This is a genomic window from Pseudarthrobacter sp. rb, assembly GCF_056389225.1.
Genome location: NZ_JBWJAR010000029.1, coordinates 13,238 through 32,850, shown reverse-complemented (window position 1 = coordinate 32,850; position 19,613 = coordinate 13,238). Strand labels below are relative to the sequence as shown.

At 67.5% G+C, this 19,613-nt stretch carries 19 protein-coding genes and 1 rRNA gene; 14 read left to right on the top strand and 6 right to left on the bottom strand.

Features of this window, described 5'->3' with window-relative positions:
• A 5S ribosomal RNA gene (gene rrf / locus ACWRN3_RS21905) occupies nt 1–72 on the top strand; the annotation flags it as partial.
• Nucleotides 73–146: 74 nt separating this feature from the next.
• Here rrf and ACWRN3_RS21900 read toward each other — a convergent pair.
• Entirely contained in the window at nt 147–755 is a 609-nt protein-coding gene (locus ACWRN3_RS21900; RefSeq protein ID WP_476741912.1) for a class I SAM-dependent methyltransferase, read from the bottom strand.
• 48 nt (nt 756–803) lie between these two features.
• Between ACWRN3_RS21900 and ACWRN3_RS21895 the strand changes: the two genes are divergently transcribed.
• The 10 genes from ACWRN3_RS21895 to ACWRN3_RS21850 all read left to right on the top strand — a co-directional run bounded on the left by ACWRN3_RS21895 (nt 804) and on the right by ACWRN3_RS21850 (nt 10,147).
• Nucleotides 804–1,205, top strand: coding sequence for a protein kinase family protein (locus tag ACWRN3_RS21895; RefSeq protein WP_476741911.1), 402 nt, complete (start codon nt 804–806; stop codon nt 1,203–1,205).
• Complete coding sequence (locus tag ACWRN3_RS21890) at nt 1,195–1,698, top strand: phosphotransferase family protein (RefSeq protein WP_476741910.1); 504 nt, start codon at nt 1,195–1,197, stop codon at nt 1,696–1,698. Before ACWRN3_RS21895 ends, ACWRN3_RS21890 begins: the two co-directional genes overlap by 11 nt.
• 39 nt (nt 1,699–1,737) lie before the next feature.
• Nucleotides 1,738–2,496 (top strand): LamB/YcsF family protein, encoded by a 759-nt coding sequence (locus ACWRN3_RS21885; RefSeq protein ID WP_476741909.1) that lies wholly within the window; start codon nt 1,738–1,740, stop codon nt 2,494–2,496.
• A 2-nt stretch (nt 2,497–2,498) separates the two neighbouring features.
• Nucleotides 2,499–4,190 carry a 5-oxoprolinase subunit B/C family protein gene (locus ACWRN3_RS21880; protein WP_476741908.1) on the top strand — a complete coding sequence of 564 codons (1,692 nt, stop codon included), beginning with the start codon at nt 2,499–2,501 and terminating at the stop codon, nt 4,188–4,190.
• A complete protein-coding gene (locus ACWRN3_RS21875) occupies nt 4,183–5,949 on the top strand; it encodes an acetyl/propionyl/methylcrotonyl-CoA carboxylase subunit alpha (protein WP_476741907.1) in 1,767 nt (588 codons plus the stop codon). The genes ACWRN3_RS21880 and ACWRN3_RS21875 overlap by 8 nt, the downstream gene beginning before the upstream one ends.
• A 74-nt stretch (nt 5,950–6,023) precedes the next feature.
• The gene (locus tag ACWRN3_RS21870) at nt 6,024–6,701 is read left to right on the top strand and encodes a GntR family transcriptional regulator (RefSeq protein WP_476741906.1); all 678 of its coding nucleotides are present in this window, start codon (nt 6,024–6,026) and stop codon (nt 6,699–6,701) included.
• Nucleotides 6,702–6,910: 209 nt separating this feature from the next.
• Entirely contained in the window at nt 6,911–7,624 is a 714-nt protein-coding gene (locus tag ACWRN3_RS21865) for a DUF969 domain-containing protein (RefSeq protein WP_141157917.1), read from the top strand.
• The gene (locus tag ACWRN3_RS21860; RefSeq protein ID WP_324644351.1) at nt 7,621–8,592 is read left to right on the top strand and encodes a DUF979 domain-containing protein; all 972 of its coding nucleotides are present in this window, start codon (nt 7,621–7,623) and stop codon (nt 8,590–8,592) included. The genes ACWRN3_RS21865 and ACWRN3_RS21860 overlap by 4 nt, the downstream gene beginning before the upstream one ends.
• 21 nt (nt 8,593–8,613) lie before the next feature.
• A complete protein-coding gene (locus tag ACWRN3_RS21855; protein WP_476741905.1) occupies nt 8,614–9,711 on the top strand; it encodes a DUF2891 family protein in 1,098 nt (365 codons plus the stop codon).
• Between the two features lie 172 nt (nt 9,712–9,883).
• A complete protein-coding gene (locus tag ACWRN3_RS21850) occupies nt 9,884–10,147 on the top strand; it encodes a hypothetical protein (protein ID WP_255174645.1) in 264 nt (87 codons plus the stop codon).
• Here ACWRN3_RS21850 and ACWRN3_RS21845 read toward each other — a convergent pair.
• The 5 genes from ACWRN3_RS21845 to ACWRN3_RS21825 all read right to left on the bottom strand — a co-directional run bounded on the left by ACWRN3_RS21845 (nt 10,144) and on the right by ACWRN3_RS21825 (nt 16,433).
• Nucleotides 10,144–10,290 (bottom strand): hypothetical protein, encoded by a 147-nt coding sequence (locus ACWRN3_RS21845; RefSeq protein ID WP_307429961.1) that lies wholly within the window; start codon nt 10,288–10,290, stop codon nt 10,144–10,146. The two genes, ACWRN3_RS21850 and ACWRN3_RS21845, sit on opposite strands and share 4 nt — an antisense overlap.
• Nucleotides 10,283–10,924, bottom strand: coding sequence for a hypothetical protein (locus ACWRN3_RS21840; protein ID WP_476741904.1), 642 nt, complete (start codon nt 10,922–10,924; stop codon nt 10,283–10,285). Before ACWRN3_RS21840 ends, ACWRN3_RS21845 begins: the two co-directional genes overlap by 8 nt.
• 105 nt (nt 10,925–11,029) lie before the next feature.
• Entirely contained in the window at nt 11,030–13,855 is a 2,826-nt protein-coding gene (locus ACWRN3_RS21835; protein WP_476741903.1) for an FAD-binding and (Fe-S)-binding domain-containing protein, read from the bottom strand.
• 16 nt (nt 13,856–13,871) lie between these two features.
• The gene (locus ACWRN3_RS21830; protein WP_159632741.1) at nt 13,872–14,618 is read right to left on the bottom strand and encodes a FadR/GntR family transcriptional regulator; all 747 of its coding nucleotides are present in this window, start codon (nt 14,616–14,618) and stop codon (nt 13,872–13,874) included.
• 69 nt (nt 14,619–14,687) lie between these two features.
• Nucleotides 14,688–16,433: an L-lactate permease gene (locus tag ACWRN3_RS21825; RefSeq protein ID WP_476741902.1), complete on the bottom strand. Its 1,746-nt coding sequence runs from the start codon at nt 16,431–16,433 to the stop codon at nt 14,688–14,690.
• A gap of 186 nt (nt 16,434–16,619) precedes the next feature.
• Here ACWRN3_RS21825 and ACWRN3_RS21820 point away from each other — a divergent pair, with 186 nt between their 5' ends.
• From ACWRN3_RS21820 to ACWRN3_RS21810, 3 genes are read left to right on the top strand one after another with little or no spacing between them, the layout of a single operon-like run.
• Nucleotides 16,620–17,423 (top strand): (Fe-S)-binding protein, encoded by an 804-nt coding sequence (locus tag ACWRN3_RS21820; protein ID WP_476741901.1) that lies wholly within the window; start codon nt 16,620–16,622, stop codon nt 17,421–17,423.
• Complete coding sequence (locus ACWRN3_RS21815) at nt 17,420–18,979, top strand: LutB/LldF family L-lactate oxidation iron-sulfur protein (protein ID WP_476741900.1); 1,560 nt, start codon at nt 17,420–17,422, stop codon at nt 18,977–18,979. Before ACWRN3_RS21820 ends, ACWRN3_RS21815 begins: the two co-directional genes overlap by 4 nt.
• A complete protein-coding gene (locus tag ACWRN3_RS21810; RefSeq protein ID WP_476741899.1) occupies nt 18,976–19,608 on the top strand; it encodes a LutC/YkgG family protein in 633 nt (210 codons plus the stop codon). Before ACWRN3_RS21815 ends, ACWRN3_RS21810 begins: the two co-directional genes overlap by 4 nt.
• The last annotated feature ends 5 nt before the right edge of the window (nt 19,609–19,613 follow it).

Below are 19,613 nucleotides of genomic sequence, written 5' to 3'. Positions count from 1 at the left end.
CCGGAAGCTAAGACCCACAGCGCCGATGGTACTGCACCCGGGAGGGTGTGGGAGAGTAGGTCACCGCCGGAACATCATTCAAGGTCGAGGCCCCAACCACACACGGTTGGGGCCTCCCACATTTAACCGGAATTACCAGAGGACCCTTAAAGGGCAGTCGCTGTCATGGCAGCATGGGGCCGCCGCCCACCCTCGTCCCTGCGCATTTCAGTGTCGAGGACCTTGAAACCGGCGTTCTCCAACAACACGCGCATCCGCGGCACGGACCAGTAAAAGGCCTCGGTGACGGCATGTTGAAACGGCTCCGCAGCCGGCCCTTCGAAGAAACCGACAAGAAGGCGCCCGTCCGGTCTTAGAACGCGCCGGAACTCGGCGAGAGCTGTGGGCAGCTCTGTTGGTTGGAGATGGATCAATGAATACCAGGCGAGCACTCCACTGAGGCTTTCGTCCTGCAGAGCAAGGGTGTGGAACGAAGAAGTCCGAAAGGGAACAGCGGGGAAGCGGGAACGGGCCATTTCAATGAATTCTGGAACGAGATCAACGCCGCAAATATCGACACCGCGCTGATGCAGAAAATCTGTCCAATGCCCCGGACCACATCCTGCGTCGATCACTGGTCCGTCAATCTGCAGAGCCCACCCGCTAATGCGGTCGCGGTCACGCTCATCCATATCCGCGATATCGCCTAGGAGACGGGTGTACTCGGCAGCACGCCCGGCGTAGGCCCGGCGGACCTGGTCCTCAATATCAGCCACGCAGCAAGTCTAGAGTTGGGTGCGGCCCGGACCGGGTAGTCTGCCGGAATGGAATCCTGGCACAGCAACCGGCTGAGCGCGCGGCAGGCTGGGCTCGTGGAAACCTGGCTTCCGGGGGTCCGTTTGGTGAGTGATCTTTCCTGGGACCTCATCGACACCGCGGTTCTTGAGGTGGAAAGCGGGCAGCGCAGATACATCGTCAAAGCCGGCAGTCCTGCCAACCACCACATAGGCCGTGAAATGGATGCCCATCATTCCGCGGTTCAAGTCTTGGCCCGTCAGCACCGTGCGCCCAGTCTCGTGCACGGGGACGGTAACACTAACATCCTGGTCACGGAGTATCTGGAAGGCAACCTGGTAGAAGGCAGCGAAGCAGAATATGCGACGGAGACGTACGTTCAAAGCCGGTGCCCTCCTTCGCGCTTTTCACAACCAAAACGTGCGCAGTGACCCGGCCTATGAGGAGGCCGCCACTGCCAAGGCCCTCGCATGGCTCGGAGAACCCCACCGCATCGAGGACTCTGCCGCAGAAAAGGCGCGGGCCATACTCGGCACCTATGAGACGAAGCCAGTCGATGTTGTCCCGACCCACGGTGACTGGCAGCCGCGCAACTGGCTCGTCGACGGCAACGAGGTCAGGGTCATCGACTTTGGCAGGTTTGCGTTCAGACCGGCTGCCAGCGATTTCTGTCGTCTTGCCGCGCAGCAGTGGCGCGAAGATCCGCAGCTGGAGCCAGCCTTCTTTGCGGGCTACGGTTCAGATCCCAGGGACGGTGAGCTCTGGAAGGTCATGCAGCTGCGCGAAGCCGTTGCCACGGCCGCTTGGGCATACAAGGTTGGCGATCACGAGTTCGAAAGACAAGGCCACCAGATGCTCCACGACGCCTTGCGTAATTTTGAAGCAGGCACCTCTCTCGGATTGTTGAACAATCTGGATTTTTAGGGCATTCTTGAAGGACACCAATCCGAGACGGAGATCACAATGCCCAGCATCGACCTGAACAGCGACGTCGGCGAGTCCTTTGGGAACTGGTCCTTCGGCGATGACGCCGCCATTTTCGAGAGTGTATCCAGTGCCAACGTTGCGTGCGGCTTCCACGCGGGTGATCCCGTGGGCATCATGGCCACCTGCCAGGCTGCCGTAAAGGCCGGCGTCACTGTCGGCGCACACCCCGGCTACCGGGACCTGGCCGGATTCGGCCGCCGCTTCGTGGACATGATCCCGGAAGAGCTGACCGCTGACGTCGTCTACCAGATCGGCGCCGTCCAGGCAGTAGCCCTCGCAGCCGGAACAGCCGTCCGCTACGTCAAGCCCCACGGCGCCCTCTACAACACCATCGTGAACCACCCCAAGCAGGCCGGCGCTGTGGTCGCAGCGATCCTCGCCGTGGACCCCACGCTGCCCCTCATGGTGCTCCCGAACTCCGAGATCCAGCGCCAGGCCGAAGCTGCCGGACTGCGGACCGTGGCCGAGGCGTTCGCTGACCGGGCCTACAACCCCGACGGCACCCTGGTCTCCCGGCGCGAACCCGGCGCCGTGCTGCACGAGGTGGCGGACGTCGTCGAGCATGTCCTGCGCCTGGCCACCGACGGCGTGGTCCGTGCCATCGACGGCTCCCTGGTCCCCGTCAAGGCGGAGAGCATCTGCCTGCACGGTGACACTCCCGGGTCCGTGGCGATGGCCGCTGCCGTCCGCGCCGCACTGGTGGAAGCCGGCATCCGGATCCAGAGCTTCGCCTAGCCATGACCGCGCAGCAGCACGCAGCCTACGCGGCCGCCCACGCGGCCCTGACCGGGATCCGCCCCGCAGGGGACAGGGCCATCCTGGTGGAGTTGCCGTCCCTGGACGCTGTCCTCAGCCTCCAGGCGCAGCTCACCGCACATCCGCAGCCGGGCCAGGTGGACGTCATCGCTGCCGCCTGCACGGTCCTCATTACGGCGGATTCGCCGCAGGCAGCGCAGGCACTGGCCGCGCACGTCCGCAGCCTGGACCTCGAGGTGCCCGCGGAAACCGCGAGCACGCTGGTCACCATCGACGTGGTGTACGACGGCGAGGACCTGGATGAGGTGGCGGCCCTCACCGGGCTGGACCGCGGGGGAGTAGTTGCAGTGCACACCGGCCAGCTGTGGACGGCGGCGTTCGCGGGCTTCGCTCCGGGCTTCGCCTACCTCACCGGGCAGGACTCCAGCCTGGAGGTTCCCCGCCGCCGCTCGCCGCGCACCGCCGTCCCCGCCGGAGCTGTTGCCCTGGGCGGCGCCTACTCGGCCGTCTACCCCCGGCAGTCCCCGGGCGGCTGGCAACTGATCGGCCGGACCGATGCTGCCATGTGGGACCTGGGCCGGGAGGGTCCCGCGCTGGTCCGGCCCGGGGACACCGTCCGGTTCAACGCCATCCGTGCCCAGGCGACTGTGACCCACCACCAACAGTCCGGTACCGGCGCGGCTTCAAAAGAAGAACAAGCCACCGAAGGCCTCGCCGTCCGCAAGCCCGGACTGCAGTCCACCATCCAGGACCTGGGCCGCCCGGGCTACGCGTCGCTGGGCGTCAGCAGCGCCGGCGCCATGGACCGCGGAGCACTCCGCCGCGCCAACCGCCTGGTGGGCAACAGCGAAGGCGACGCCGGAATCGAACTCCTCTTCGGCGGACTCGAACTCGTTGCCCTCAGCGACCAAGTCCTTGCCGTCACCGGCGCAGCCGTTCCGTTGGAGATCACGCCCCCGGAAGAGCCGCGGACTGCGGAAGAGCAGGTGGCCATCGAAGCAGAACAGCGGACGACGGCGGTACGCCACCCGGCGTGCGACACCCCCTTTGCCCTCCTGGCAGGGGAGCGGCTGACCGTCGGCACCCCCGCCGCAGGCCTCCGCTCCTACGTGGGTGTCCGCGGCGGACTCGGCGGACCCGAAGCCCTGGGCAGCCGTTCCACGGACACCATGTCCGGCATCGGCCCCGAACCGCTTCAGGCGGGCACCATCCTGCCCGTGCGGACTCCCGCACCCGGGAGCATCGTGGGCCACCCCGAGGTCTCGCCCCTCCCGGACCGGGACGAAGCCACCGTGCTGCGGGTGGTCCCCGGGCCCCGGCAGGACTGGTTCAGCGACGAAACCCTGCAGGACTTCCTCAAACAGGAGTGGACCGTCACACCGCAGTCGAACCGGATCGGCCTGCGGCTGAACGGCCACGCGCTCACCCGAAACCGGGACGGTGAACTGGCCAGCGAGGGAACCGTCCGCGGCGCCGTGCAGGTACCCCCGGAAGGCCAGCCCGTCCTGTTCCTCTCCGACCACCCGGTGACCGGCGGGTATCCGGTGATTGCCGTCGTCGTCCACGCAGACCTGGACAAAGCCGCCCAACTTCCCCCCGGCACCACCGTGCGGTTCGCCGCCATGCTCCCGGCAGAACTGCCCGAAACACCTAAGGAAAGCCCCCATGCGTAAAGTCCTCATTGCCAACCGAGGCGAGATTGCCGTCCGGATCGCCCGGGCCTGCGACGATGCAGGCCTGGAAAGCGTGGCCGTCTACGCCGATCCCGACGCCGATGCACTGCACGTCTCCGCCGCCACCGAGGCGTACGCGCTGCCCGGTTCCAGGCCCCAGGACACTTACCTGGACATCGAGAAGATCCTCGCCATCGCAGCGAAAAGCGGCGCCGACGCCGTCCACCCCGGCTACGGCTTCCTGTCCGAAAACGCCGGCTTCGCCCAGGCAGTCATCGACGCCGGCCTGACCTGGATCGGCCCGTCCCCGGAAACCATCCGGCTCCTGGGCGACAAGGTCAGCGCCCGCGAAGTGGCCGTCCGCGCCGGCGCTCCGCTGGCCCCGGGCAGCGACGGCCCGGTGGCCAGCGCCGCCGAGGTCCGGGCGTTCGCCGAGCAAGTGGGACTCCCCGTCGCCATTAAGGCCGCCTTTGGCGGCGGCGGCCGCGGCCTGAAGGTGGTCCGGAACCAGGCCGACATCGAGGAGAGCTTCGACTCCGCCGTCCGCGAATCCCTCGCCGCCTTCGGCCGCAGCGAATGCTACGTGGAGAAATTCCTTGACCGGCCCCGCCACGTCGAAGCCCAGGTCATCGCTGACACGCACGGCAACGTAGTGGTGGTGGGCACCCGCGACTGCTCGCTGCAGCGCCGCCACCAGAAACTCGTGGAAGAGGCCCCCGCACCCTTCCTCACCCCCGACCAGCGGGCGGCGATCCACGCTTCGGCCAAGGCAATCTGCCGCGAAGCCGGCTACGTGGGCGCCGGCACGGTGGAGTACCTGCTGGACGGCAGCGGCTTCCTGAGCTTCCTGGAGGTGAACACCCGGCTGCAGGTGGAGCACCCCATCACGGAGGAGACCTCGGGCGTGGACCTGGTGGCAGCCCAGCTGGCCATCGCGGCGGGGGAGGAACTTCCCATCCTGGAGGACCCGGAACCGCGCGGCCACGCGTTCGAGTTCCGGATCAACGCCGAGGACCCGGGCCGCGGCTTCCTGCCGTCCCCGGGCGCCGTCACCGAGTTCGAGGTGCCCACCGGGCCCGGCATCCGCGTGGATACCGGTGTCCGCGCCGGTTCCGTGGTGCCAGGGCAGTTCGACTCCCTGCTCGCCAAACTGGTGGTCACCGGCGCGGACCGGCAGCAGGCCCTCCGCCGCGCCCGCCGCGCCCTGCGCGAGTTCCGCATCGGCGGCCTGGCCACCGTGCTGCCGTTCCACCGGGCCGTGGTGGAGGCCCCGGACTTCACCCGCACCGACGGGCTGGACATTTACACCACCTGGATCGAGAGCGGGTTCGCCGCATCCCTGGAGGCAGACCCTGCCTTCAGCCCCGCCGCCCCGGAGGAGCCCCGCAGGACCATCGGCATCGAGGTGGACGGCAAACGGATGGAGCTGGGGCTGCCCAAGGCGCTGCTGGATTCACTGCTGGACGGCGGCGGCCGACGTGGTGCAGCCGGCCGGGACGGTGCGGACGGCCCGCAGCAGAAGGCGGAGGAAGAGTCGGAGCAGAACGACGGCGACCTGCTGGCCACCATGGCCGGCACAGTGGTCAAGTGGCTGGCCCAGCCCGGAGCCTCGGTCGAGGAAGGGGAAACGGTCCTGGTGCTCGAAGCCATGAAGATGGAGACCGCCGTCGCCGCCCACCGGGCCGGCACGCTGGGTGAGCAGTTCGCAGCGGCAGGGGACCCCGTCGCGCCCGGCCAGGTGCTCACCAGCATCGGGTGATGCCGGCGACTGGATGAGCGGGTCCCGAGTGGCAGCAAGCCTTTGGTGCGGCCGCGGGCCGATATCGTGGTGCCATGACGTTTGACGAGGTGCTGGCCGATCTCCAGGCCCAGGCCAGGACCACAAAGCACTCCGAGACCGGGCTTTGGGTGGCCGCCCAGCTCCGCAGCCGCATCGCGGCCGGCAAGCTCAAGCCCGGTTCCAAGCTCGCGGAGGAAGCCCTCCGCGAGGCCCTTGGCGTGTCACGCAACACCCTGCGGGAGGCGTTCACCGCGCTCCACGCCGAGCACATCGTCACCCGCATCCCCAACCGGGGCGTCTTCGTCGCCCACCCGACGGCGGATGACATCCGCGAGATCTACCGCGTCCGCCGCTTCCTGGAACCTGCGGCGGTGCTGTGGTCCGGAGAAACGTCCATGGAGCCCCTGGCCGCGATCATCAAGGCAGCGAGGGCTGCCGCCGTGGAGGGGGACATTCCCGGCATGGCGGGCGCCAACCAGGACTTCCACCGTGCCCTCGTAGACCGTGCCGGCAGTGAGCGGCTCAACAGCCTCATGGGCCAGGTCCTGGCCGAAATGCGCCTGGTGTTCCACTCCATGGCCGCCAACCCCGCATTCCATGAGCCGTACGTGGAGGACAACGCCAGGATCGTGGAGCTCATGGAAGCCGGAGACCGGGCCGCGGCAGCGGACTTCCTGTCCGCCTACCTGGACCGCGCCGAAGCGCAGCTGCTCGCCGCCGTCGAACGCTGACCCAGGCCCTTCCAAGGGAGGGGTTGCAGGATTGTTGAACAAAACGGTATGCTGTGGATCACACCGTTGTTCTGCAGCTCACTAAATCCTGCAGCTCTGACGTAACCGGGGCTCCCGCCCCTCGGCGCCGCCCAACCAGTCAACCGGGCACGGACGCGCCGGCCCCCACTTTCGCAGACCCGTCACGGGTCCCCTGGGAAGGGATAATCATGCTTGTACTCATCGGGGTGCTGCTGGTGATCGTTGGCTTCGCCATCCGCCTGAACCCCCTGATTGTCGTCACCGTCGCCGGCATCGTCACCGCACTGCTGGGCGGGATGAACCCCGCACAGATCCTCGATTCGTTCGGCACCGGCTTCGCCAGCAGCCGTTCTGTCACCATCTTCGTGGCGGTGCTGCCGGTGGTGGGCATCATCGAGTTCTTCGGACTGCAGGAGCAAGCCAAGATCCTCATTGGCCGGCTCGCCAAGCTGACTGCCGGCCGCGTCCTGATCGGCTACCTGGCCGTCCGCCAGATCACCGCCGCCGTGGGCCTGACCAGCATCGGCGGCCACGCCCAGACCGTCCGCCCGCTGGTGTTCCCCATGGCCGAGGGTGCAGCGCTGCGGCGCTACGGGCACGTGCCGGAAAAGATCAGCGAGAAGATCAAGGGCCACTCCGCCGGCGCGGACAACGTGGGCGTGTTCTTCGGCGAGGACGTGTTCGTGGCCGTCGGCTCCATCCTGCTGATCACCACGTTCGTCGACACCACGTACCACCTCCACCTGGAACCGCTCCAGCTGGCCCTCTGGGCCATCCCCACCGCCATCGCCGCGTTCCTCATCCACGGCTTCCGGCTCCTGCGCCTGGACAAGCAGCTGGACAAGGAATACCGCGAGTTTGAGCTCACCGCCCAGAAGGAAACCGCAGGAGAAGCCAAATGATCAACGTTGAAGCCGTTTACTGGCTGGTCGGCATTCTGTTCGTCGCCTGGGCATCGCTGATCGCCGCCGACGCCAATCACCCGCGCCGCTGGGGAAGCTCCGCCTTCTGGGGCATCCTGGGCCTGTGCTTCTTCTACAGCACCTGGGTCCAGGCCGGCACCGCGCCGGGCTGGATCCTGGGCATCGCCGTCCTGGTCCTGGTGGTCCTGGCCTCCACCGGCCTGCTGGGCCACGGCAAGCACCGCACCTCCACCGGGCCGGAGCGGGAGGCCTACGCCAAGCGCTTCGGCAACAAACTCTTCATCCCGGCCCTGACGCTGCCGCTGGTCACGGTCATCCTGGTGCTCGCCGCGCCGGTGCTGAACTTCGGCGGCACCCCATTGCTGGATCCCAAGAACACCACGCTGGTGGCCCTGGCCATCGGCGCCGTGGCCGCCGTCGTCGTCGCCCTCCTGATCCTCAAGCCCAAGAACCCGGCCACGCCCATCTTCGAAAGCCGCCGCATCCTGGAATCCATTGGGTGGGCCGCGCTGCTGCCGCAGATGCTCACCACGCTGGGCATCCTGTTCACCAAGGCCGGCGTGGGCGTCGCCGTGGGGACCCTTGCCTCCGGCCTGCTGCCCAAGGGCTCCCTGATCGCCGGCGTGCTGGTCTACTGCATCGGCATGTTCCTGTTCACCGTGTTGATGGGCAACGGCTTCGCGGCGTTCCCCATCATGACCGCGGCGATCGGCTGGCCGGTGCTGGTGCAGACGTTCCACGGCGACCCCGCCATCGTCTTCGCCATCGGCATGCTGGCCGGCTTCTGCGGCACGCTCTGCACCCCCATGGCCGCCAACTTCAACCTGGTGCCGTCCGCGCTGCTGGAAATGAAGAACAAGTACGGCGTCATCACGGCGCAGGTGGGCACGGCCATCCCGCTGCTGGCGGTCAACATCGCGCTGATGTACTTCCTGGCCTTCCACTAAACCCCTTCGCAAAGGAGCACCATGGACAACGATCTTCGCGCACAGGCGGCACCGGATTATGCGGCCGTGGTGCTGGGCAACCTTTCCGAGGCCTTCCCGCACTCGGCCCACCACACCCAGGTGTCCGCTGACGACCGGCCCACTCCGGAGCAGATCCACCCCGCCTTCTACACCTCCTTCGACTGGCACTCCTGCGTGCACATGCACTGGCTGGGGGCCAGCCTGTTGGGCGGCACCCACGGGTCGCCTTCTGCAGGGGCTGCCCCGGCGGGAGCGTCCGACGGCGGCACGGCAGCCTGGGTGGACAGCTCCACCGGGGCGTCGCTCCGGGAAGCACTGGGCGCCAACCTGACGCCGGCCAAGCTGGCAGTGGAACGGGACTACCTGGTAGCCAACCCCTCCTGGGAGCGGCCCTACGGGTGGGCGTGGCTGATGCGGCTGGCCGCCACGTGTGCTGGCTCCTCCGATGCACAGCTCCGTGAATGGGGCACCGCGCTGGATCCGCTGGTGGACGCCGTGGCGGAGCTCAGCGTGGCGTGGATGGCCAAGGCCCAATACCCGGTGCGGCACGGGCTGCACACGAATGCTGCATTCGGCGTGGGCTACATGCTGGATGCCTTCCGCTCGCTCGGCCGTACTGATGCGGCGAAGGCCTGCGAGGAAGCGGCCCGCACCTGGTTCGCGAATGACCGCGGCTGGCCGGGCGACTGGGAGCTCAGCGGCCAGGACTTCCTCTCCGCCGGCCTGAGCGAGGCGGACCTGATGCGCCGCGTCCTGACCGCTGATGAGTTTGCCGCCTGGTTCGCAGCGTTCCTCCCGGAGCTTTCCGTGGAGTCGCGGATCCTGCAGCCGGTGGGCGTCACAGATGAGACCGACGGCTACCTGGTGCATCTGCACGGGCTCAACCTGACCCGCGCCGGACAGGTGGCACGCATCATCGCCACGCTCCGCGAATCCACCAGGCCCGAGGCCTCCGCCGCGGCGGCTGTGCTCAACGAGGCCTTGGATCCGCTGCTGAAGGCCGGGCTCCACGGGCTGGAGAGCGGCGACTTCATGTCCACGCACTGGCTGGCCAGCTTCGCCTGGGACGCGCTGGGATCCGTGGCGGCGCTGGACTGACCATCCAGCAGGTGACGGGATCAACCAGTCACATTTGGTTTGAAAGGACGCGGCGGTGCCCATATGGGCACCGCCGCGTTAGTCTTTTCCCACCACGCCCAGCGCGTGACCTGGGAGCAGCGGGCAGGGTCGTAATGAGCTGACCGTCCGCCCGCGAGCCCAGAGGAATCCCATGCGCCAGCACGTCAGCACCTGCACGTCAGACCCTGCGACGGCAGGGCAAACCGCCCTCAAGCCCAGGAGGAAGCGGACCAGGCATCCCCGGATCGCCGCGGGGGACAGAGTCCGCTTCGCCGAGGGAACCGTCTCCGGCACCGGGGTGGTGGACGCCGTGACATCGGATTACTCCGTTATCTGGGTGTGGACCGACGAAGGCCAGGGCCGGCGGATGTTCCTGCAGGGGTACGGAAGCATCGTCACCGCGGTGGAGGCCTAATTCAGCTGTTCGGAGCGCCTCGCGCGCCGCTCGTCGGCTTGCAGGATTCCATCGCGGACCGCGGCGCGGATCACGCCGTACAGGATGTAGAAGAAGACGGCCCCGACGAGGACAAACAGGACAAGCCCGGTAAAGTCACCCATCAGTGCGCTCCCCCTCCGGCCAGTACGGCTGAACGGACGCCGCGGCACTCCGCAGCGTCCCGCCGTCGAGCATTAATGACGTTTCCGCCAGGCCGAAATCCGTCCACTGGCAAACCAGCCGGAGGTCCCCGTCCGGCGGGAGCGGCCACAGCCAGAGCGTGCCGCTGCCGGAGAACTCCTCATCGCCACCGCCACCACCACCGCCGTTCAGGGCGAGGACCGGGGGTTCCGGGTTGGTGCCCGGTTCCATCAACCCGTAGGGTACCTGGCTGCCGGTGCTGGCCTTTGAACCATCGGGGAATTCGACGCCGAACATCAGCCCGGTCTGCCGTTCGCTGCGCCCACGAAAGCCCCTGCCAGGCTGGAAAAACAGCGGCTGCAAATCGTCCCAGTCCCCATCGGATTGATCGGTCCGGCGGAAGAGCCAGGACAGACTGAACAGGCACCCGGTAGAGAAGACTTCGGCGCCTTTGACCGCCACCACCATCCCCGGCGTCCGGCTCACGAACCTGCCGAGGTGGACAACAGCCGGCACTTCGTAAGCGGGAGCGGCCACCCAGGGCGGCGGGACGTGCCTGGTTGCCCGCGGCCGGGGCGGCAGGGGATGGACGGGAAAGTCCTGGAAGAAGGTCATGATGGTCCTTGGGTCCGCTGGCTGCGACCGACCAGCGGAACAAGCGGCTGTGCCGCCCTGGATCCCCCAATCCGTCCTTGCCCGGCCAAGTCTAGCGGGGATGCCTCAGGGCCTGGTGGCCTCCTCGAGGATTTCCAGCAGGTGGCGGTAGGAGTGGCCAGTCGCCTTGGACATTCCCAGCTCGCAGGTGCGGTTTGTGGAGGCGTAGGCGTCGAACTCCCGTTCGTTGATCTCGCCGGCCTGCCGGTTGGTCGCGGAGTCGGTGAGTTCAGGATGGAGCAGGCCCCGGTCGCCGGCGAACGCGCAGCAGCCCCAGTTGAGCGGCACGAACACATCATCCGTGACGGCCCCGGCAATTTCGAGCAGCGCGGGGTTGGTTCCCAGCTGGGTGGATGAGCACGTGGGGTGCAGAGCCATGGAACCCAGCGGAGCAGTCACCGTGAGCTGGCCCAGGACGTGCTGGTGGACGAACTCCACCGAGTCAACAAAACGCAGTCCGGCATACCGTTCTCCGTCCGCGCCGGCAAGACGCTTCATGGTGTCCAGGCCTTCCGTGCAGGAAGCGGCATCGCACACCACGGGCAGCCTGCCGCGGCCGCTGGCCTCGTACAGCTGGTCCAGGACCTTGGCTGTCATGGCGTCATAGCCCTGGGAGAAGCCCTTGGATTTCCACGGGGTGCCGCAGCACAGGCTCTCGATGCCTTCCGGGACGGTTACGCCCACTCCGGCACGTTCGCAGAGGTCCAGGAACGCCTGGGCCGAGCCCTTTCCCTTGCCTTCAGGGCCATCCGCAGGGCCGAACATGGTGCCGATGCAGGCCGGGAAGAACACCGCCACGCTGCCTGGGTCCCGGCGTTCCCGGCGCCTGGAACCGCCACCCGGCAGCACGTCGGCGTAGGCGGGCACCGTCTCCGGTCCCAGCAGCGCACGGCCGACGGCGGTGGCGGCCTTTGGCAGCGGCGCCGGCATGGCCTTGGCTACAGTCAGGGCCAGGCCGCCGCCGGCGGTCACGGCGCCCCAGTTCTCGGCGGCCTTGTTCCAGCCGGCCGCGGCGACGGTGTTGGCATTTTCCTTGCGGAGCCGCCGCACCAGGTCTCCGGTGTTGATCAACACCGGGCAGGCAGTGACGCACATGCCGTCCGCGGCGCAGGTCTGCACACCGTCGTAGTCATAGTCCTTGCGCAGGCTGGCGGCGAGGGCGTGGTCGCCGCGCTGCTCAGCGGCAGCAATGTCGCGCCGGAGCACGATGCGTTGGCGCGGAGTAAGCGTGATGTCCTTGCTGGGGCAAACCGGTTCGCAGTACCCGCACTCGACACAGCGGTCCACTTCCTCCTCGACGGTGGGAGCCACCTTCAGGTTCTCGATGTAGGAGAGTGGTTCGTCGGCGAGCAGCACACCCGGGTTCAGGAGGTTGGGCGGGTCGATCAGCCGTTTGATCTCCTGCATGACTGTGTAAAGCTCGTCGCCGTACTGGCGGCGGACGAAGGGGGCCATGATGCGGCCGGTCCCGTGCTCGGCTTTGAGTGAACCGCCCGCGCCGAGGACCAGGTCCACCATCTCGTCGGTGAAGTCCTGGTAGCGCAGCAGTTGGTCCGGATCGTCGAAGCGCTCGTTGAGCATGAAGTGGACGTTTCCGTCCTTGGCGTGCCCGAAGATCACCGATTCCTTGTAATGGTGCTCGTGGAAGAGCCGCGTCAGTTCGCCGCAGGTGCCGGCAAGGGCGGGAACCGGAACAACGATGTCCTCCAGCAGTGCGTTGGTTCCCGAGGGACGGGCGCCGGCCACGGCCGTGTACAGGCCCTTGCGGACGTGCCACAGGGCAGCCCGGTCTTTCGGGTCCGAGGTCAGCGCGAAGGGTGTTGCAAGGTCCAGCGAGTCGAACAGCTGCTGCGAGCCTGCCCGCTTGCCGGACAGGTCGGCGGCGTCCGCGCCCTGGTGTTCCACCAGCAGCGCGGCGTGTCCTTGGACCGGCAGGGAACGGATCGCGGCGGGGGCGTCGGCGGCGGCCTGGGACACCTTCAACGCTGCCGCGTCCATGAGTTCGATGGTGGCAAGGCCGGTGGACACCAGGTCCGGCAGGGCTCCCATTGCCGCCTTGAGGGTATTGAAGACCAGCAGCCCGGTGGCGACGGCGGGTTTGACCTCGACGGTCCGGAAGACAGCCTCCGCCACGAAGCCGAGGGTCCCCTCGCTGCCGATCATCAGGTGCATCAGGATGTCCACGGGACGTTCGTAATCCAGAAAGGAGTTCACGCCGTAGCCCATGGTGTTCTTCATCGAGAACAGGGAATTGATGATGCGGACGGACTCGTCGTTTCCCACCACCCGCCGGCGCAGCTTCAGGAGCCCCTCGTGGAGTTCCGGTTCCAGTTCGCGCAGCCGCCGGTCTGCGTCGGCGTCGGCGGTATCGATGACCGTGCCCGAGGGCAGCACCAGCACCATTGATTCCAGCGTCCGGTAGGTGTTGAGCTCAGTGCCGCACGCCATTCCTGAGGAGTTGTTGGCGATGACACCGCCCACGGTGCAGGCGATTTCGCTGGCGGGATCGGGGCCGAGCTTACGTCCAAAGGGGGCAAGCCTGGCGTTGACGCTGCGCACCGTGGCCCCGGGCTGGACACGGACCCGGGCGCCGCCGTCGAGCACCTCAACACCGCGGAAATGCTGGCGGGTGTTGATCAGCAGGCTGTCACTCAGGGCCTGCCCGGACAGGCTCGTGCCACCGGAACGAAAGGTGGCGGGAAGCCCAAGCTCCCGGCTGCGCCGGAGCAGGGCGCCCACGTCGGCGGCATTGCGTGGGGTGGCTACCCCTTGCGGGACCAGGAGGTAGTGCGAGGCGTCGTGTGCCATGGCATGGCGGTCCAGGTCCCGCGTGCTGACGGTATCCAGATCCAGCTGGTGGACGGGGGATTCGGCTCCTGCGGTGGTTCTCATGCGTGGCTCCAAGAAATCAGGTAATGGGGTGGGGCGGGGTGGCGTCCCCGGCCCGCTGGTAGAACCATTCGATGTGTTCGCGCAGCAGGCGTGCGGCGAGTTCGCCGTCACGGGACTGGACGGCATCAAAGATTCCGTGGTGTTGGGTGCGCAGTGCTGCCAGGACCGCCGGCCAGTCCTCCATCGCGTCCATGGCTCCCTTGACGTAGCCCACGATCGAGCCGCTGAGGGACTCCATGATGGTGGCCATGACCTCGTTGCCTGCAAGCGAACTCAGCGCCACATGGAACCGGGCGTCCAGCTCGTGGAAGGTTGCCCGGTCCAGCTCGGGCTGGTCCATGGCCTCCAGCAGTTGGGCCGCCTGTTTCCGCTCCGCGTCGCCGCCTTCGCGCGCTGCACCGGCGCGGGCAGTCCACGTCTCCAGGAGGATACGGGTTTGGACGATGTCCTGGACTGGCAGCCGGTTGCTGGCAACATGCAGCCGGAGGGCGGAGGAGAGCCCGGCGGACGGATCGGAGACCACAATGGCACCGGAGGTGGGACCGGAGCCTACCGAGCTGCGGACCACGCCCATGGCGTCGAGGATACGGATGGCCTCGCGTACGGACGCCCTGGATATTCCATAGTTTTCCGCCAGGGTCCGTTCGCCCGGGAGCCGGTCTCCGACCTTGATTTTGCCGGCCCGCAGGTCCGCTTCAATGTCTTTCAGGAGCGCATCGTGGGTTCGACGTCGGGGGGCTGCTCCGGCTGCGGCGGGTGTCACGGGCGATCCTCTGGAGTGGGGGAGTGCGGGCCGGGAGGGCCCGCACCCCGGTTGTGCGCGGGTGGAGGGCTACGGGAGCATCCAGCCCAGGACTGGGGTGGATTGCAGGTAGACGATGGTGCACAGCACCAGAAGCAACCCCACGCTCCATCCGACTACCTTACGCAGAAGGACAGACTCCTGGCCGTCAAGGTTCACGGCGGTGGCGGCAATGGCGAGGTTCTGCGGGCTGATGAGCTTGCCCACCACACCGCCGGCCGTATTGCCGGCCACGAGCAGGTTCGGGTCGATGCCTGCATTCAGGCCGGCAGTCTGCTGCAGTTTGGCAAACAGTGCGTTCGCGGAGGTGTCCGAACCGGTCACTGCCGTGCCCAGCCAGCCGAGCACCGGGGAGAGGAACGCGAAGAAGCTTCCGGTGCCGGCCAGCCAGACGCCGATCGAGACCGTCTGGCCCGAGTTGTTCATGACGTAGGCCAGGGCGAGCACCGTGATGATGGTCAGGCCGGCCCAGCGCATCTTGAAGATGGTCCGTCCGATTTCGGCCACGGCGTTGCCTACTGTCATGTGGAAGCGGCCGCCGTCATCGAAGCGGGCGTAGACGGCTGCGACGATCAACCCCGTGATCAGCAGGAGCGTGCCCGGGCTGGACAGCCACTGAAAGACGTAGACGGTGGAGGACAGCGGCTTGCCGTCGGCGCTCACCAGGGCGTCGTGCAGGACAGGCCATGGAACCTTGACATCGGTGGCGGCGAGGGCGGCCGGAAGGTCGACGCCGAGCTTCCACAGTTTGGCGATGCCGAACACCACAATGACCAGGAAGTAGGGAAACAGTGCCAGCCACGTGCGTGCCGGGGTGAGGCTTTCGCCGCCGGCCGCCTCTACGGTGGCCACGCTGCCGGACCGGGCGCTTCGCGGACCCTGGCCTACCGGCGTGGTACCGGCCGCAGCGGCCTCCGCCGCAACGCCCAGCCGGTCACGCGCTGCTGTGGTGCCCCGGGGCTTCCAGAAGCGGAAGAACAGCACAGCCGCGCCCAGGCCCACCAGCGAAGCCATGATGTCGGTGAGTTCGTAGGAGAAGAAGTTCGAGCAGAGGAACTGCGCTGCGGCGAAGGAGAATCCGATGACCAGCGCGGCAGGCCAGCAGTCTTTCAAACCTTTGCGTCCGTCCAGGATGAAGAGCAGGATCAGCGGGACGAAGGTTGCCAGCAGCGGCGCCTGGCGGCCCACCATGGCACCAATGTCCGTGGCGTGCAGGCCGGTGAGTCCCGCAGCGGTGGTGATCGGGATGGCCATGGCACCAAAGGCGACCGGGGCGGTGTTTGCCACCAGCACGGCAGCAGCGGCCCGGAGCGGGGGCAGGCCCAGGGCCAGCAGCATGGTGGCGGTGATGGCCACCGGCGCACCAAAGCCGGCAAGGGCCTCGAGCAGGCCGCCGAAGCAGAACGCGATCAGGACGCCCTGCAGGCGGACGTCGCCGCCGCCAATGACATCGAACACCCGGCGGAGGTCTTCAAAACGGCCGCTCAGCACCGTGACCTGGTAGAGCCAGACGGCCATGACCACGATCCACAGCACGGGGAAGGCGCCGAAGACCCCGCCCTGGGTGGCGGACAGAAGCGCCAGGCCTGCGGGCATCTTGAAAGCCAGGATGCCCACGGCCAGGGCCACCAGCAGGGCGAAGGCCCCGGCCACGTGGGCTTTGGTCCTGACGACGGCGAGAAGGACAAAGAAGGTCAGCAGCGGCAGCAGGCCGACAATGGCCGACCAGGCAACGCTGTTCAGCACCGGGTCTGTGCTGGGGGTGAAGTGGTCCACGAAGTTCCTCCACGATGAGGGCGATGGGGATGGCTTTGGTCAGACCACAATGGTCCGACCACGGAAGTGTAGCCCACTTTTGGCTGGAATGTGAGCCGGTTCACCATCCAAACGCGGGCTTGTCAGTGGCGGCCATCACGTGGTCTACTGTGGTCAGACCATACGCTCACCCTCCGGAAGGCCGTCATGAGAATTGCCTTGTTCGCCACCTGCATCGTGGACGCGATGTACCCGGCCACGGCGAAGGCCACCGTCAGGATCCTGGAGCGGCTGGGGCACGAAGTAGTGTTCCCCTCCGGCCAGGCCTGCTGCGGCCAGATGCACGTCAACAGCGGCTACCTCAAAGAAGCCGTCCCGGTGGTCGCCAACCACGTGGCCGCATTCGACACCGCGGACTACGACGTCGCGGTCGCCCCGTCCGGGTCCTGCGTGGCCTCGGTCAAGCACCAGCACCCCATGGTGGCGCGCGCCTGCGGCGACGCTGCCCTGGAAGCCCGCGCCACCGCCGTCGGCACCAAAACCTACGAGCTGTCCGAACTGCTGGTGGACGTGCTGGGCGTGACCGACGCCGGGGCCCAACTGGGTTCCTACTTCCCGCACCGGGTGACCTACCATCCCAGCTGCCACGGGATGCGGCTGCTGCGGCTCGGGGACAGGCAGTCCCGACTGCTGCGGACCGTGCAGGGAATCGACCTTGCCGAGCTGCCCGAACAGGACCAGTGCTGCGGCTTCGGCGGCACGTTTTCCGTGAAGAACGCCGATGTCTCGTCGGCCATGCTCCAGGACAAGGCGGCCAACATCGAGTCCACCGGGGCCCAGCTCTGCACCGGCGGGGACGCCTCCTGCCTGATGCACATCGGCGGCGGACTGTCCCGCCAGGGCAGCTCCACCACCACCCTCCACCTGGCCGAAATCCTCGCCAGCACCATGGAAGAACCGGCGTCCGTCACCGGCGAAGTCCGCGTCTCCACCGGAAAGGCCCTGCGATGACCACCTTCCTGGGAATGCCGGCCCTGCCAGCCTTCGGCTCGGGCAACCTGTTCGCCGGGGAGTCCTTCCCCACGGCGGCGCACCGTGAACTGGGCAACGCGCAGTTGCGCGCCAACCTTGGCCATGCCACCCACACCATCCGCGACAAGCGCCAGGCCGTGGTCTCCGAACTGCCCGACTGGGAAGAGCTCCGCGACGCGGGGTCCGCCATCAAGCAGGCGGTGATGGCCAGGCTGCCCGAGCTCCTGGAGGAGTTCGAAACGAACTTCACCGCACGCGGCGGCGTGATCCACTGGGCCCGCGACGCCGGGGAAGCCAACGAAATCGTGGCCGGGCTGGTCCGGGACACCGGCGAAACCGAAGTGGTCAAGATCAAGTCCATGGCCACCCAGGAAATCGGGCTCAATGAGTACCTCGAGGAGCAGGGCATCGGGGCCTTCGAAACCGATCTCGCCGAGCTCATCGTCCAGCTGGACCACGACAAGCCCAGCCACATCCTGGTACCCGCCATCCACAAGAACCGCACCGAAATCCGGGACATCTTCCTCCGCGAAATGCCCGGTGCCGATCCTGCGCTGACCGACGATCCCTCCGTCCTGGCCATGGCTGCCCGCGAGCACCTGCGCCGGAAGTTCCTCACGGCGAAGGTGGCCGTGTCCGGGGCCAACTTCGCCCTTGCCGACTCCGGCACCCTGGCAGTCGTGGAATCCGAAGGCAACGGCCGCATGTGCCTCACGCTTCCGGAAACGCTGATCACGGTGATGGGCATCGAGAAGCTGCTGCCCACCTGGCAGGACCTGGAAGTGTTCATGCAGCTGCTCCCGCGTTCTTCCACCGGGGAGCGGATGAACCCGTACACCTCCCTGTGGACCGGAGTAACGGAGGGCGACGGGCCGCAGAACGTGCACCTGGTGCTCCTGGACAACGGCCGCAGCGCCGCGCTCGCCGATGAAATGGGCCGCTCCGCCCTGCACTGCATCCGCTGCAGCGCCTGCATGAACGTCTGCCCGGTATACGAGCGCACGGGCGGCCACGCCTACGGCTCGACCTACCCGGGCCCCATCGGCGCGATTCTCTCCCCGCTGCTCACCGGCATCGAGGCGGAGGAAAACAACTCCCTGCCGTACGCCTCCTCCCTCTGCGGTGCCTGCTACGATGCCTGCCCCGTCAAAATCAACATCCCAGACATCCTGGTGCACCTGCGCAGCGTGGATGTGGACAGCAAGCGCGGAAAGAAGAAGGTCCCCAGCCAGATGGATGTGGGCATGAAAGCCGCATCCTGGGCTTTGTCCTCGGGCAAACGCCTGGGCCTGGTGGAGAAGGGGCTGCCGCTGGGCCGCCTGGCCGCGGGACCGGACAGGAAGATCACCAAGCTGCCCGGCATCGCCGCCGGCTGGACCCAAAGCCGCGACATCCCGGCGCCGCCGGCGCAGTCGTTCCGGGACTGGTGGGCCAAAGAACACCGGAACGCCGGCGGCGCTCCCGGCACGCCTGGCACACCGGCAGCCGGTCCGTCCCGCACGCCGTCCCCAGACACGAAGGAAACCCCGCAATGACCGCACGCGAAGACATCCTCTCCCGGATCAGGGCAGCATTGCAGGACAGCCCGCAGGCGCCGCAGATTCCGCGGGAATACCGGGCAGCATCGGAACTGGACACGGACGCACTGATCGAGCTCCTGGTGGACCGGCTGGTGGACTACAAAGCGCAGGTGGCGGTGGTTCCGGAAACAGAGGTGCCCGCACGGATTGCGTCGCTCCTTGACGGGGCGCGCAGTTTCGTCGTGCCCGAAGGGTTCGACGCCGGGTGGCTGGCAGGAACCGGCGACGACGGCGGGTCCCGCCGCCGCGTCGACTCTCCGGCGGCACCGCTCAGCGTCGCCGAGCTCGATGGCATTGATGCCGTGGTGACCGGCAGCGCCGTGGCGGTCGCCGAGACGGGAACCATCATCCTGGACGGCAGCGCCAACCAGGGCCGCCGCGCCATCAGCCTGGTCCCGGACCACCATATCTGCGTGGTGAAGGCCGCCGATATCACCGGGATCCTGCCTGAGGCGCTGGGCCGGATCGACGGGACCCGGCCCATCACGATGATCAGCGGGCCGAGTGCCACCAGCGACATCGAGCTCGAACGCGTGGAGGGCGTCCATGGCCCGCGCAGGCTTGACGTCATCATTGCCCGCTAGAGTCA

Bases quoted from the DNA above. Each gene is read 5' to 3' on its own strand.
- ACWRN3_RS21880 (WP_476741908.1), top strand. From the start codon at position 2,499: ATGACCGCGCAGCAGCACGCAGCCTACGCGGCCGCCCACGCGGCCCTG.
- ACWRN3_RS21835 (WP_476741903.1), bottom strand. From the start codon at position 13,855: ATGAGAACCACCGCAGGAGCCGAATCCCCCGTCCACCAGCTGGATCTG.
- ACWRN3_RS21860 (WP_324644351.1), top strand. From the start codon at position 7,621: ATGATCAACGTTGAAGCCGTTTACTGGCTGGTCGGCATTCTGTTCGTC.
- ACWRN3_RS21810 (WP_476741899.1), top strand. From the start codon at position 18,976: ATGACCGCACGCGAAGACATCCTCTCCCGGATCAGGGCAGCATTGCAG.
- ACWRN3_RS21840 (WP_476741904.1), bottom strand. From the start codon at position 10,924: ATGACCTTCTTCCAGGACTTTCCCGTCCATCCCCTGCCGCCCCGGCCG.
- ACWRN3_RS21845 (WP_307429961.1), bottom strand. From the start codon at position 10,290: ATGGGTGACTTTACCGGGCTTGTCCTGTTTGTCCTCGTCGGGGCCGTC.
- ACWRN3_RS21870 (WP_476741906.1), top strand. From the start codon at position 6,024: ATGACGTTTGACGAGGTGCTGGCCGATCTCCAGGCCCAGGCCAGGACC.
- ACWRN3_RS21875 (WP_476741907.1), top strand. From the start codon at position 4,183: ATGCGTAAAGTCCTCATTGCCAACCGAGGCGAGATTGCCGTCCGGATC.
- ACWRN3_RS21820 (WP_476741901.1), top strand. From the start codon at position 16,620: ATGAGAATTGCCTTGTTCGCCACCTGCATCGTGGACGCGATGTACCCG.
- ACWRN3_RS21850 (WP_255174645.1), top strand. From the start codon at position 9,884: ATGCGCCAGCACGTCAGCACCTGCACGTCAGACCCTGCGACGGCAGGG.
- ACWRN3_RS21865 (WP_141157917.1), top strand. From the start codon at position 6,911: ATGCTTGTACTCATCGGGGTGCTGCTGGTGATCGTTGGCTTCGCCATC.
- ACWRN3_RS21855 (WP_476741905.1), top strand. From the start codon at position 8,614: ATGGACAACGATCTTCGCGCACAGGCGGCACCGGATTATGCGGCCGTG.
- ACWRN3_RS21815 (WP_476741900.1), top strand. From the start codon at position 17,420: ATGACCACCTTCCTGGGAATGCCGGCCCTGCCAGCCTTCGGCTCGGGC.
- ACWRN3_RS21895 (WP_476741911.1), top strand. From the start codon at position 804: ATGGAATCCTGGCACAGCAACCGGCTGAGCGCGCGGCAGGCTGGGCTC.
- ACWRN3_RS21885 (WP_476741909.1), top strand. From the start codon at position 1,738: ATGCCCAGCATCGACCTGAACAGCGACGTCGGCGAGTCCTTTGGGAAC.